Origin of the sequence: Actinosynnema sp. NPDC002837, assembly GCF_040295345.1 — a bacterium.
Lineage (GTDB): Bacteria > Actinomycetota > Actinomycetes > Mycobacteriales > Pseudonocardiaceae > Actinosynnema.
The window spans coordinates 1-13,863 of sequence record NZ_JBEOVG010000147.1 but is presented as its reverse complement, the minus strand read 5'-3'; the positions used below and the strand labels follow the sequence as shown (position 1 = coordinate 13,863).

Here is a 13,863-nt window from a genome sequence, read left to right as displayed (position 1 = left end):
GTCACCGGCACGACCGGTGACGCGGGCGGTTCGCCGTCAGGCGAAGGCCGTGGCGAGCTCGCGGATGACGTCGAGCCGGGTCGGGTCCTCGAAGCTGATGGACAGCTCCTGGATCCCGACCGCCTCGTACGCGGCGATGCGCTCCCGGATCGTGTCGATCGTGCCGATCAGGCCGTACTCGCCGAGGTCGCCGGGGTAGTTGTCGGGCGCCCACACCGGGATCGCGGCGCGGGCCTCGGCGTCGGTGTCGCGGATGATGCAGTGGGTCGTGGTCGTCTTCCAGATGTGGTCGTAGTCGCGGCCCAGGTCCTCGCAGTGCTTGCGGAGGATGTCGAGCTTGCGCCGGATGCCGTCCGGTGACTCGATGACGTTGCAGGCGTCGGCGAACTCGGCGACGATCTTGAGCGTCACCTTCTCGCCGGAACCCGCGATCAGCATCGGGATGTGCGGCGACTGCACGCCCTTCGGCTGGTTGATCGCGCCGTTGACCTGGTAGTACTTGCCCTCGAAGGTCGCCTCGTCCTCCGTCCACATGCGGTGGATCACCTGGACGGCCTCGCGGAGCTGGCGCAGGCGCTCGCCGGGGGTGCCGTACTCGTAGCCGTAGCCGACGTAGTCCGCCTCGTACCACCCGGCGCCGATGCCGAACGTGAGCCGCCCGCCGGAGATGACGTCCACAGTGGACGCCATCTTGGCCTGCAGCGCGGGGTTGCGGTAGTTGTTGCCGGTCACCAGCGGTCCGAGCCGGACGTTCTCGGTCTCCCTGGCCAGTGCGGTGAGCGTGGACCAGACCTCGAAGAAGGTCTCCTGCGACGGCGGCACGGTGTGGAAGTGGTCCGGCGCCCACAGCGAGTGGTACCCGCTGTCGTCGGCGGCCTTCGCGATCCGGACGATCGTCTCGAAGGCCTCCGCCGGGTCCGGGATACCCGCCAGGTCGTGGCCGAAGCCGGTGGGAAGGAACAGGCTGTACTTCATGCTCACGGCCTCCTGTGGTCAACGCACGGCGTGCGGACATCCGACCGGGGGAAGAGCAAGCAGCCCCCGGGAGTTGAGACCGGCCAGGAGGCCGAAAAGAACCGCGCTCGCGGTGCGGGAAGACGAATCAGGCCGGCGCGGTGGCGGGCAGCCCGAACTTCGCCACCAGGCCCGGGTCGACGAACAGCACGATCCTCGCGATCCCGTCGGCGGCCAGCGTGAGCACGGCGATCCCGAACGCCCGTCGCACGCCGTCCTCGTCCCGCCGGTACACCGCGGTCCCGGGCTGGCCGTTCGCCTCGACCGGCAGCAGGCGCCACTCGCCGGGCGTGCCGATGGCGTGCCGGGCGATGAACGGCGCGCACGTGCGCTTGCCGGCGAACCACGTCGCGCTCGGCACGGTCTCCAGGCGGGCGTCGGCGCGCAGCAGCCGTTCGAGCGCGGCGGCGTCGGACTCCTCGAAGGCCTTGATGTACTGGTCCACCAAGGCCCGGATCTCCGGCTCGTCGGGCTCGGTGACCCGGTCCATGTCGGCCGAGACCTCCTCCAACCGCGCCCGCGCGCGTTGCAGCATGCTCTTGACCGCCGTCGTGGTCGTGTCGAGCATCTCGGCGACCTCGCTGGCCGGGAACGCGAGGACGTCCCGCAGCAGCAGCACGGCCCGCTGCCGACCCGGCAGGTACTGCAGGCTCGCCACCAGCGCCAACCGCAGGCTCTCCCGCTCGCTCACGATCACCGCCGGGTCACCGGCCTCGCGGGCGCCGTCGTGGCCCCAGGCGGCGGAGGTGGAGATCGGCTCGAGCCACAGCACCCCCGGAGCGGCCGGGACCTGCGGCGTGTCCGGGTCGCCCGCCGGGCCGCCCAGGCCGGACGGCAGCATCCGCCTGCTGCGCTGCTGCAACGCCGTCAGGCTCGCGTTCGTCGCGATCCGGTACAGCCAGGCGCGCACCGACGAACGGCCCTCGAACCCGCCGTAGGACCGCCACGCCCGCAGGTACGTCTCCTGGACCACGTCCTCGGCGTCGTCGACCGAGCCGAGCATCCGGTAGCAGTGCGCCAGCAGTTCGCCCCGGTAGCTCTCGGTGTCACTGGCGAACTGCGTGTTGTCGGGCATTCAGCCTCCCGTGCGTGGCCGCCGACGCCCTTGACCCCGGCGGCGGCGCTGCGGTCGGCGGTCATGTGGGACGCTTCTAGGTGCACACGGTACTCGCTGGGTGACGCTCGCGAGGGCGGCCCGACGATCGCGCCCGCTCACCTCGGGCGACGCCTGGGGCCGTGCCGGGACGGTCGCGGCGGGTGTCCGCACAAGGGCGGAGGCCGGGGCGAGGCCCGCTGTCGGCGCGTGGGACGGGTGCCGGCACGAGGCCTGTTATTCGCACGATTGCAGCTGCCTGCGCAAGGCCCCGCTTTCGGCAGGTGGGCAGTCTCTGGTGCAAGGCCTCTGCTGTCGGCGCGTGGGGCGGGTGCCGGCGCAAGGTCTGTCATCAGCGCAACTGGGGTCCGCCGCCAGGTCCCCTGTCAGCGCAACGGCGGGTGCCGCGGCCAGGTCCCGCTGGTGGCGCGAGGGTAGGTGCCGCCGTCAGGCTCAGCTGGCGGTGCGAGGGCGGGTGGCGGTGCGAGGCCAAACTGTCGGCGCAAGGGGCGGCTATCAGCCGCGAGGGCGGGTGTCTGTGAGAGGCGAACACCCGCGTGCCCGGACCTGCGGTCTCGCCGTGGCCGGCCCCGCCGTGGCCCGGCCTGTCGCCGTGAGCCGGTGTCGCCGTGGGGTCGGTCTCGCCGGCCGATCCGCGGCCCGCCTGCGGAGCGCAACGGCGCCGCAGGCGGTGCGGCCGGGCGTCGGGGCGCCCTGGGCCGACTGCCGCTGATCAGCGAGCTGCGATCACTTGATGAACTCCGACGCGTAGCTGCGCAGCAGGTCGTGGTCGAACGGGTTCAGGAACGACACGGCCAGCTCCTGCACGCCGGCCTCCTCGTAGGCGGCGATCCGCTGGTGGATGGTCTCCACCGTGCCGACCAGGCCGTACTCGGCGACGTTGCCGGGGTAGATGGCGCCCATGAACGGCGGGGTGGCGGCAACGGCCTCCTCGTCGGTGTCGGCGATGATGCACAGCGTGGAGGTCGTCTTCGTGATCGCGTCGTAGTCGCGACCGACGGTCTCGCAGTGCTCCTTGAGGATGCCGAACTTGCGCTTGAGGCCCTCGGGGCTCTCGATGACGTTGCAGGCGTCCGCGAACTCGGCGACGATCTTGAGCGTCACCTTCTCGCCGCCACCGGCCACCATCATCGGGATGTGCGGCGACTGCAGGCCCTTGGGCTGGTTGATCGCGCCCTTGATCTGGTAGTACTTGCCCTCGAAGGTCGCCTCGTCCTCGGTCCACATGGCGCGGATGACCTGCACGGCCTCGCGCAGCCGGCGCAGGCGCTCACCGGCGTCGTGGAAGTCGTAGCCGTACCCGACGTAGTCCGGCTCGTACCAGCCCGAGCCGATGCCCATGGTGAACCGGCCGCCGGAGATGACGTCCGCGGTCGAGGCCATCTTGGCCTGCAACGCCGGGTTGCGGTAGCTGTTGCCGGTCACCATGTGGCCGAGCCGCACCCGCTGCGTCTCCCGGGCCAACGCCGTCAGCACCGACCACGACTCGAACAGGAACGCCTGCGAGGCCGGGACGGGGACGAAGTGGTCCGGCACCCAGGCCGCCTCGTAGCCGGCCTCGTCGATGGTCTTGGCGACACCGACCAGCGCCTCGAACGCCTCGGCCGGGTCGGTGAAACCCGCCAGGTCGTTGGTGAACCCGGTGGGCAGGAACGTGCTGTGTTTGATGGCCATCCTAGCTCTTTCCTCGTGGTGCGATCGGGCCGCGTCGGCCTGGCGGCGCGCGACGTCGAGCGGTGTTCTGGAGTAGAGACCGCGCGGTGGGCCGAAAGGAATCGCGCATCCCGTACGCCCCTCGGTATTCGCCCACGACGTGGAATATCGGCCCGCCGATCGGGTGCCCCGCAGGCCGGCGCTTGACAGCCGTCCCCCGGACGGGGGAAATGTGATGCGCGCCCACGCGGAATTCCCGGCTCGGCGCGGGTTCCCGCGTCCACCCGCTCGGCTCGCGCCCACCTTCACCCAGCACCGGACGAGGAAGCAGGCCCGTGATGCCCGAACTGCCCCTGACCCTGACCGACGCCGCGGCTGCACTGCGCTCCGGCGAGGTCACCAGCCTGGAGCTGACCGAGGCGGCCATCGCGGCCGCCGAGAGAGCCGACGACGCGCTCGGCGTGTTCCTGTCCCGCTTCGACGACGAGGCCCGCCGGGCCGCCCGACGCGCGGACGACGAACTGGCCGCCGGCACCGACCGCGGGCCGCTGCACGGGATCCCGATGGGCATCAAGGACATCATGCCCACGGTCGAGGGCCCGACCACGTCGCAGAGCCTGGTGTTCGACCGCGACTGGGGCGACGGCCACGAGGGGCCGGTCATCGCGCGGCTGCGCGCGGCGGGCGCGGTGATCAGCGGCAAGACGACCACGATGGAGTTCGCGCTCGGCCTGCCCGACCAGGACAAGCCGTTCCCGCTGCCCCGCAACCCCTGGGACCTCTCGACCTGGGCCGGCGGGTCGAGCTCGGGCAGCGCGAGCGGGGTCGCCGCGGGCATGTTCTACGCGGGCATGGGCACCGACACCGCGGGCGGCATCCGCATGGCGGCGGCGTTCAACGGGGTCAGCGGGCTGATGCCGACCTTCGGCCGGGTGCCGAAGTCCGGCTGCCTGCCGCTCGGCTACAGCCTCGACCACATCGGCATGATCGGCCGCTCGGCGCGGGACTGCGCGGTGGTGCTCGCCGCCGTGGCGGGCCGGGACGAGAGCGACCCGGACTCGGTGGACGCGCCCTTCGCCGTGCCCGAGCAGCTCGACCACGACCTGTCGGGGCTGCGCATCGGCGTCGTCCGGGACGGGCATTTCCCCGACCACGGCGATCCCGCCACGGCCACCGCGTTCGAGGCGGCGCTGGCCCGGTTCGAGGAGGCCGGGGCGGAGCTGGTGGAGGTGTCGCTGCCGTACCGGGCCGAGGTGATGACGGTCCACCAGATCACGATGACCAGCGAAGGCCTCGCCTACCACCGGCCGGACCTGCACAAGCGGTGGGACGACTACTTCGCCGCCACCCGGTGGATGCTCGCGCAGGGCGCGCTGGTGTCGGGCGCGGACTACGTGCAGGCGCAGCGGGTGCGTCGGGTCGCCCAGCACGCGGTGGCCGAGCTGTTCGGCACGGTGGACCTGGTCGTGTGCCCCACGGCGTCGATGGGCGCGCCCTCCTACGCCGACCTGTCCGGCGACATCACCGCGCTCGGCGCGCTGATCCACACCGGCTACTGGGACTGCATCGGCAACCCGGTGCTGGCCGTGCCGATGGGTTTCACCGCCTCGGGGCTGCCGCTGTCGCTCCAGATCGCCGCGCCGGCGTTCGGCGAGGCGACGGCCGTGCGTGCGGGCGAGGCGTTCCAGGCGATCACCGACTGGCACCTGCGGGTGCCGGGGCTCGACCCGGGTACCGAGGTCGAGCCGCCGGCGCCGGGCGCCATGCCCGCCGCCGATCCCGCCGAGCTCGCCGCGGTGCGCGTGCTGTTCTCGGGCGCGACGCTGGCGCCGGCCGAGGGTGAGCTCCAGGCCTTCGCCCTCGGCTACCCGGACGTGCGGACTGCCGTAGCGGCCCTGTACGCGGTGCCGGAGGCCCGTTACGCCGATCCCGCGCTGCGCTTCGTGGCGGGTGGCAGGATCGTCGACTGGCGGAGGTGACGTCGGCCGGGAGTCGCGACCACGGTAATTCCGCGCAACCGGGAATTACTTCGGTGCGGCAATTTAGAAGTAGGCCGCGCGATGCCGAAGTCAAGACTATGGAGTCACGGGTCCGGCCACCAGGCCGGGCAGCTCAGCCGGATTCCAGGGGGTTCCCCAAATGACTGTCCAGGAAACTACGGGTGTGCGGGAAGTGATCGACGGTATCGCGAAGGCGTGGGCGAACAACGACCCCGACGCGTTCGCGGACCTGTACTCGGCGGACGCCAGCATGATCCTCTCGGGCGACCGCTACCTCAGCGGGCGCGAGGTCATCCGCGAGGTCGTGACGCAGCAGTTCAAGTCGGCCCACTCCGGGACGACCCTCCTGCAGAACATCGTGGACGTGCGGTCGATCGGCGAGGACGTGGCCGTGGCGATCACCGAGGGCGGCGTGCTGGCCCCCGGCGAGAACGTCCCGTCCGACGAGCGCTCCATCCGCGCGACGTGGGTGCTGCGCAAGGACAGCGACGGCTGGCTGATCGCGGCCTACCAGAACACCCGCACCTCCGAAGCCGCGCTGCCCGGCCTGTAGCCGACAGCCTCACCATCCCCCTGGCCGGCGTGCCGGGTGGTCCACGTCGTCGCACGACATCGGAAGCCTCGTGAGCCGTAGCGGTCGGAGGCGTTGAGGAGGATCAGGGTCATGGCCGCTGTGCAAGTCGGCATCGCGTTGCCGGTCCGGGAGACGGCGATATTGGGCTACCCCGACGCCGGCCCGCTGATGAAAATGGCCCAGCAGGTTGAGGAACTCGGTTTCGACTCGGTCTGGGTCGGCGATTCGTTCGTCGCCCGGCACCGGCTCGAGCCGCTCACCCTGCTGGCCGCCATCGCGATGCTCACCAACCGGGTCACGATCGGCACGGCGGCGCTGACCGCGGTGCTGCGCGACCCGCTCTACCTGTCCCACATCCTGGTGACGCTCGACCAGCTCGCCGGGGATCGGCTGCGGATCGCGCTCGGCACCGGGTTCCCGTTGCCCGCCAAGGAGGAGCTGGACGCGGTCACCACGACCTACGGCCAGCGGGCGGGTCGGATGGACGAGGCGGTCGAGTTCTGGAAGCGCCACTGGAGCGGCCGGGACGGCGACTTCGTCGGCAAGTACGTCGACCTGTCCGAGCTGGTCAACCAGTCGCCGCCGACCACGCCCGGTGGGCCGCGGATCTGGTTGGCCAGCAACGGGAAGCCGCGCGCGGTCGCCCGTGCCGGTGCGCAGTACGACGGGTGGCTGCCGGTCCGGATCGAGCCCGACGAGTACCGGAAGTCGCTGCGCGCGATCCGGGACACGGCGGAGGCCGCCGGCCGCGACCCCGGCGACATCGAGCCGGCGCTGTACGTCACCGTCAACATCAGCGACGACCCGGCCGAGGCGCTCGCGGGTCTCGAGGACTACACCGACCGGTACAACAACATGCCCATCGAACCCCTGCGGGCCTACCAGCTCTACTACGGGGGTTCCGCCGCGGACTTCACCGACTGGCTGGCGGAGTACGTCGAGGCGGGTGCGCGGCACATCGTGCTGCGGATGGGTTCCTTCGACCACTACGAGCGCAACGTCCGGGCGATCGCGGACGGCGTCATGCCGGGCCTGCACGCCATGAAGGTCGACTGAGATCGGGAGAGCGATGCGTTTCGCGGGCAAAGTGGCGCTGGTGACCGGTGGCGGCACCGGCATCGGCAGGGCGACGGCGGAGGCCTTCGCCGCGGAGGGCGCGACGGTGGTCGTGGCGGGCCTCGACGAGGAACCGCTGCGGCAGACCGCGAAGGCGATCGAGGCGGCCGGCGGCGAGGCCAGCTGGATCGTCCTCGACGTCACCGACGAGGCGGCCGTCGCGGAGATGGTCGCGACGACCGCGCAGCGGCACGGCGGGCTGGACGTCGCGTTCAACAACGCCGGCGTCATGGTGGGCGGCCGGGTCGCCGACCTGGACGCGGGTGACTGGGCGAGGGCCCTGTCGGTGGCGACCGGCACCTGGCTGTCGATGAAGCACGAGATCGGCTTCATGCGGGAGCACGGCGGCGGCGCCATCGTCAACATCTCCTCGATCATCGGCCCGCACAAGAGCATTCCCGGCACCGGCGGCTACGCGGCGGCCAAGGCCGCGATCACCGCCCTGACCAAGACCGCCGCGCTGGAGCACATCCGCGACGGCATCCGGATCAACGCGGTCAGCCCCGGCCCGATCGCCACACCGCTGTCGCTGATCCGCGGCGAAACCGAGGCCCAGCAGGCCGAGCGGATGAAGACGACCCTGCCGATCGGCCGGATCGGGGCCGTCGAGGAGGTCGCGCGCGCCGTGCTGTGGCTGGCGTCGCCGGACTCCTCGTTCACCGTCGGCGCCGACCTCGTCCTCGACGGCGGCGCGACCGCTTGAGCTCAACGACAGGAGAGACATGATTCTGGTGGTGGGAGCGACGGGCGTCGTCGGGCGCGAGGTCGTCGCGCAGTTGGTCGAGGCCGGGCAGGAGGTGCGGGCGCTGGTCCGCGACCCCGGTCGCGACCACGGGTTCGGCGGCGAGGTGAAGGTCGTCACCGGCGACCTCGGCTCGGTGGCGACCCTGACCGACGCCCTGACCGGCGTGGACAGCGCGTTCCTGCTCAGCGGCGGCGGGCCGGAGACGCCCCTGCACGACGCGAACTTCGCCGCCGCGGCGGCCCAGGCCGGTGTCCGCCACGTGGTCAAGCTGTCGATCATCGGCGCCGAGTACGGGTTCACCGACCTGGTCAGCACCTGGCACCTGGCCGGTGAACGGGCCGTCCGCCAGATCGGGCTGTGGCCCAACGGTCCGCAGTGGACGTTCCTGAGGCCGGGCGAGTTCAGCTCCAACGCGCGGCTGTGGGCCGTGCCGGTCCGGGAGCGCGGCGCGGTGTTCTGGTCGCAAGTGGACGTCAAGGTGGCCGTCATCGACCCGCGCGACGTGGCTGCCGCGGCCGTCACGGCGCTCACCACGCCGGGTCACGAGGGCAAGACCTACCGGATCGGCGGTCCGCGGGCGCTCGACGTCCGCGAACGGGTCGACATCCTCGCCGCGGCGCTGGGCAAGCCCCTCAAGCTGATCGAGGTGCCGATCGCCGACGTGGCGGACGCGGCGGCCAGGGCGGGGCGGCAGAAGCTCGTCGTGGAGACCACGATGGGCAACCTGGGTCGGCCGGAGTTCCAGGAGAAGGCGTCCCAGGTGCTCCCGACGTTCCAGGAGCTGGTGGGCCGCCCGCCGCGCACCTTCGAGGAGTGGGTGAACGACCACGTGGGTCTGTTCCGCTGAGTTCCGGCGTGCGCGGCGCTGCACCGCGCACGCCCCGACCCGAGCGGAAGCGGTGTGCCTGTCCTCGGGCACACCGCTTCCGCGTTCGTCGGCCGGAGCCTCTCCTCAGCTCGGCAGCCGGATCGACTGCTGGTGGTTGAAGACGTTGCGCGGGTCCCAGGTCTTCTTGGCCCTCTGGAGCCGCGGGTAGTTCCCCTTGTAGTACAGGTCGTGCCACGGGACGGACGACCTGTTCCACGTCGGGTCGCCGAGATCGGTGTCGGGGTAGTTGATGTAGCAGCCGTCACTGCGGCCGTTGGGCACCGGAACGCCGCCGGTGTCGGCGAAGACCGCGCCGTAGAAGTTGCGCAGCCACGTCCGGAACTTGGTGTCGTCGGCCGGGTTCGGCCAGTGGGTGATCCACAGCAGCTGGTAGGCGGAGTCGCGGTGGGAGTGCGCGGTCGTGTCGGGCGCGATGGCGTTGACCGCGCCGCCGTAGGAGGACAGCCCGACGCTGATCGCGGTGGTGTCCATGCCCGGCGCGGTCAGGTAGGTGTAGAACGCGTCGATCTGGGCATCGGTGAACGTGGTCCGCATGTACGCCGACTTGTAGTCCGCGCGCAAGGTGGGGTCGTTGAACGAGATGACGGCCTTGCCGACGTACTTCGTCGCCTGCAACCACGGCAGGGTGCGGGTTCCGCCACCCGAGGGCCCGACCCCGTTGAGCACGGTCCGCAGGTAGTCGTCCAGGATGGCCTGCGCGTTCGGCGCGGCGGCGTCCACCTGGGTCAGCAGCCCGAGGAAACCCTTCGACTGGTGGTTGAGGGTGATCTCGGCGTGCAGCACGCTGCCGGGGCTGTTGGGCGCGCTGTTGGCCACGTGCCACGTGCCGAAGTTCCGCAGCAGGTTGGCCAGCCCCGTCTTGGTCAGGCTCGCCCACGGGATGCCGATCTCGCTGAGCAGCACCTTCGCGGGCGGTCGGGGCAGGATCTTCGCGGGTTCGGTCGCCGTGACGCCGGGGGAGCGGAACAGGTAGCGCGTGACGACGCCGAAGTTCCCGCCTCCGCCGCCGGTGTGCGCCCACCACAGCTCGCGGTTGGGGTCGGTCGGCTCCCGGGTGGCGGTGACCGTGGTCGCCTTGCCGTCCGCGCCGACCACGACCACTTCCACCCCGTAGAGGTGGTCCACGATCAGGCCGTGGCGCCGGCACAGCATCCCCCAGCCGCCGCCGACGATGTGCCCGCCCATCCCCACCGAGTGGCAGATGCCGCCGGGCACCGTCACCCCCCAGGCGTGGTAGAGCTTCTCGTAGGCGTCGAGCAGGGTCGCGCCGGACTCGATGGCGACGGCGTTGTACCGGGAGTCGTAGTACACGGCGTCGAGGTTGGAGACGTCGAGCACGACCTTCACCGTGGGCTCGAACGGGAATCCCTCGAGGCAGTGGCCGCCGCTGATGACGCTGATCCGCTTGCCGGCGTCCACCGCCGCCTGCACGGCGGGCGCGACCTGGGAGGCCGCGCCGACGACCCGCACCATCTCGGGTTGTCCGATGAACCGCTGGTTGAGCTGCCTGCGGACCAGGTCGGCGTAGTGGGGATCGCCCGGCAGGACGGTGGCCGCGTCGATCGTCGTGCGGGAGCCCAACTCGGTCTCCGCCGTCGCGGTGGCGGTGCCGAGCACCGGCGCAGCGGTGATCGCGACGGCCGCCGAGCCCTTGAAGAGGCGACGGCGGGAGAGTCTGTTGGACGGTAACTCAGCGTTACGTTCGTGGGGCATCCAGTAGTCCTTTCTCACTGCTTCATAACCCGATAGGAGCATCGGATCGAGAAAAGGAGCACGGATAGCGAACTTTACGCCTCGGGAGTAATAAATGTTACCCGCGAGTATGTGGTCGGAATCACACCCTCAACGGTGCGGTATTTCGTATTCGTCGAAATCTTTTCCGGTAATTCGGGCATGCCGAATCCACGCCCTCCCGGAAATCGGAAGGCGTGGATTCGGTGTGAGTTCTCGTCAGTCGAGGGTGCCGAGCGCCGCCAGGATGTCGGTGGTCTCGGTGCGGGTGGTGTAGTCGGGCTGGATGTCGATCCACCGCAGCACGTGGTCGCGGTCGACCAGGAGCACCGCGGGCATCGGCAGGTTGGTGGAGCCGTCGCTGTTCAGCTTCGTCACGTCGTTGCCGAGCCGGACCAGGGTCGCCAGCGCGTCGGCGGTCGGCGTGGTGGCGAAGCCCAGCTCGGTGGCCAGCTTGTTGCCCGGGTCGGACAGCACGGGGAACGTCAGCGAGTTCTTGTCCCGCGTCGCGGCGGTGCCCTCGGGCTTCTGCGGGCTGAGGCCGATCAGGGCGATCCCCCGCTCGGCGAGCACCGGCAGCAACTCGGCCTCGTAGGCGTTCAGCGCCATGTTGCAGTACGGGCCCCAGGCGCCGCGGAACGTGACGATCACGGCGGGGCGGCCGTCGGCCACCTCGTACAGCGACGTCGCTTCCCCGTCCGCGTCCAGCAGTGCCACGTCGGGCACCTTCGCGCCCGGCTTCGCGGCCCCTGCCGGCACGCCCGCGGCCCTGAGCTGGGCCTGTTCGGCTTCGAACGGGGTGAGCAGGCCTTCCGGCGCCTGGCTGGTCATGGAGGCCGTCAGCGCTGCGCTCCGGGCGACGAGCGACTGGGTGTTCATGTGGTTCTCCTCGGTTCGGGTCCATCGGAGGCCCTGGCGGCACGGCCCGAGTCGGTCCGGGCACCGCCGGGGCGCTCCGATCTAGAGACCCGGTACCGGGCGCAAAGGGATCGCTTGTGGCGAGCACGACGTGGACACGCCGATTCCTGTCCGGCCTCGCCGGGGTCATAGGTGACGACGGAGCGACCGTCCGAGACCGACGAGGGGTGCCTGTATGACCGTGGACATCTCGATCGCCCCGCCGGATCCGACGCCGAGTGGGTCGTCGATGCGACGTGCGTTGCGCCGTGCCGCCGATGGTGCGGTGTTGGACGTGACCGAGGCCGCGGTGCTGTTGCACGCGCGTGGTGAGGACCTGGAGGCGTTGCTGCGGGCCGCGGGTCGGGTGCGCGACGCGCATCTGGTGGCGGAGGGTCGGCCGGGGGTGGTGACCTACAGCCGCAACGCGTTCATCCCGTTGACGCGGTTGTGTCGGGACCGGTGTCATTACTGCACGTTCGCCACGGTGCCGCACAAGCTGCCGGCGGCGTTCCTGGAGCGCGACGAGGTGTTGGAGATCGCGCGTGCGGCGGCGGCGCAGGGCTGCAAGGAGGCCCTGTTCACGTTGGGCGACCGGCCGGAGGAGCGGTGGCCGCAGGCCAAGGAGTGGCTGGAGGCCCGCGGCTACTCCTCCACCCTGGACTATGTGCGGGCGTGTGCGATCGCGGTGTTGGAGGAGACCGGGCTGCTGCCGCACCTGAACCCGGGCGTGCTGAGCTGGGAGGAGTTGCAGCGGCTGCGTCCGGTGGCGGCGAGCATGGGCATGATGCTGGAGACCACGGCGGAGCGGTTGTGGTCGGAGAAGGGCGGCCCGCACTACGGCAGCCCGGACAAGGAGCCCGCGGTCCGGTTGCGGGTGCTCACGGACGCGGGTCGGGTGAACGTGCCGTTCACCACGGGGATTCTGATCGGGATCGGTGAGACGATCACCGAGCGCGCGGAGTCGTTGTTGGCGATGCGGGGGATCGCGCGGCAGTACGGGCACATCCAGGAAGTGATCATCCAGAACTTCCGGGCCAAGCCGGACACCGCGATGCGCGGCATGCCGGATGCGGACCTGCACGAACTGGCCGCCACGATCGCGGTGGCGCGGCTGGTGATGCCCTCGTCCACCAGCGTGCAGGCTCCGCCGAACCTGGTCGGCGAGGAGTTCGCGTTGATGTTGCGGGCGGGGATCGATGACTGGGGTGGTGTGTCGCCGGTGACCCCGGATCACGTCAACCCCGAACGCCCCTGGCCCCACGTCGACACCCTGGCTGAACACACCCGCGCAGCGGGCTTCGACCTCCAGGAACGCCTCGCCGTCTACCCCCGCTACGTGACCGCGACGGCCGGTCAGTGGATCGACACCCGGCTCACCGCGCACGTCTCCGCCCTGTCCCGCGCGGACGGTCTGGCCGACCCCGACGCCCCGGTCGTGGGTCGGGAGTGGCAGGAGCCCGACGGTGGTCTGGACACCTACGGCCGCGCGGACCTCAACACCGCCATCGACACCGAGGGTCGTACCGAGGACCGGCGTGGCGACTTCGACAGCGTGTACGGCGACTGGGCGTCGTTGACGGTGCCCAAGGCGATCGAACGGTTGCCCGAGGACACCGCCCGCGCCCTCCGTCTCGCCGCGGACAACCCGGCCGGGATCCTGGAGGACACCGACGCGGCGATGGCGCTGCTGACGGCCGACGGTCCGGCGCTGGAGACGATGACCCGGCTTGCGGACGAGTTGCGTGCCGAGGTGGTCGGCGACGATGTCACGTATGTGGTGAACCGGAACATCAACTTTTCGAATGTCTGTTATGTCGGGTGTCGGTTCTGTGCGTTCGCGCAGCGTGAGCGGGACGCGGACGCGTTCCGGCTCTCGATCGCCGAGGTGGCCGACCGGGCGCAGGAGGCGTGGGACGCGGGCGCGACCGAGGTCTGCATGCAGGGCGGCATCGACCCGAAACTCCCGGTCACCTACTACGCCGACGTCGTCCGCGCGATCAAGACCCGCGTCCCCGGCATGCACGTGCACGCCTTCAGCCCGATGGAGATCGTCGCCGCCGCCACCAAAGCCGGCGTCAGCGTCCGCGAATGGCTCACCGAACTGCGCGCCGCCGGCCTGGACACCAT

The 13,863-nt window shown here is 70.9% G+C and carries 11 protein-coding genes; 6 read left to right on the top strand and 5 right to left on the bottom strand.

The genetic code is table 11. The features are described from left to right. Positions 1-36 precede the first annotated feature (36 nt). From ABTZ99_RS43180 to ABTZ99_RS43170, 3 genes are all read right to left on the bottom strand, one after another. Positions 37-975, bottom strand: coding sequence for an LLM class F420-dependent oxidoreductase (locus ABTZ99_RS43180; protein ID WP_498774570.1), 939 nt, complete (start codon positions 973-975; stop codon positions 37-39). Between the two features lie 127 nt (positions 976-1,102). Beyond that, entirely contained in the window at positions 1,103-2,089 is a 987-nt protein-coding gene (locus ABTZ99_RS43175; protein ID WP_499618914.1) for a sigma-70 family RNA polymerase sigma factor, read from the bottom strand. Positions 2,090-2,854: 765 nt separating this feature from the next. After that, entirely contained in the window at positions 2,855-3,802 is a 948-nt protein-coding gene (locus ABTZ99_RS43170) for an LLM class F420-dependent oxidoreductase (RefSeq protein WP_498774574.1), read from the bottom strand. A 317-nt stretch (positions 3,803-4,119) separates the two neighbouring features. On the opposite strand from ABTZ99_RS43170, the gene ABTZ99_RS43165 reads away from it, so the two are divergent. From ABTZ99_RS43165 to ABTZ99_RS43145, 5 genes are all read left to right on the top strand, one after another. Further along, complete coding sequence (locus ABTZ99_RS43165; protein ID WP_499618912.1) at positions 4,120-5,760, top strand: amidase; 1,641 nt, start codon at positions 4,120-4,122, stop codon at positions 5,758-5,760. 184 nt (positions 5,761-5,944) lie between these two features. Further along, positions 5,945-6,334, top strand: a complete 390-nt coding sequence (locus tag ABTZ99_RS43160) for an SgcJ/EcaC family oxidoreductase (RefSeq protein WP_499618909.1) — start codon at positions 5,945-5,947, stop codon at positions 6,332-6,334. Positions 6,335-6,445: 111 nt separating this feature from the next. Continuing rightward, a complete protein-coding gene (locus ABTZ99_RS43155) occupies positions 6,446-7,411 on the top strand; it encodes an LLM class flavin-dependent oxidoreductase (RefSeq protein ID WP_498774580.1) in 966 nt (321 codons plus the stop codon). A 13-nt stretch (positions 7,412-7,424) separates the two neighbouring features. Beyond that, the gene (locus ABTZ99_RS43150; RefSeq protein WP_499618906.1) at positions 7,425-8,174 is read left to right on the top strand and encodes an SDR family NAD(P)-dependent oxidoreductase; all 750 of its coding nucleotides are present in this window, start codon (positions 7,425-7,427) and stop codon (positions 8,172-8,174) included. Positions 8,175-8,193: 19 nt separating this feature from the next. Further along, entirely contained in the window at positions 8,194-9,063 is an 870-nt protein-coding gene (locus ABTZ99_RS43145) for an NAD(P)H-binding protein (RefSeq protein ID WP_498774584.1), read from the top strand. A 105-nt stretch (positions 9,064-9,168) separates the two neighbouring features. Here ABTZ99_RS43145 and ABTZ99_RS43140 read toward each other — a convergent pair whose 3' ends face one another. Then, on the bottom strand, positions 9,169-10,818 hold the full coding sequence (locus tag ABTZ99_RS43140) for an FAD-binding oxidoreductase (RefSeq protein ID WP_499618904.1): 1,650 nt from the start codon (positions 10,816-10,818) through the stop codon (positions 9,169-9,171). 237 nt (positions 10,819-11,055) lie between these two features. Continuing rightward, positions 11,056-11,715, bottom strand: a complete 660-nt coding sequence (locus ABTZ99_RS43135; protein WP_498774588.1) for a peroxiredoxin-like family protein — start codon at positions 11,713-11,715, stop codon at positions 11,056-11,058. Between the two features lie 214 nt (positions 11,716-11,929). Here ABTZ99_RS43135 and ABTZ99_RS43130 point away from each other — a divergent pair. Next, a partial coding sequence (locus ABTZ99_RS43130; RefSeq protein ID WP_499618902.1) for a bifunctional FO biosynthesis protein CofGH occupies positions 11,930-13,863 on the top strand: 1,934 nt, incomplete at its 3' end.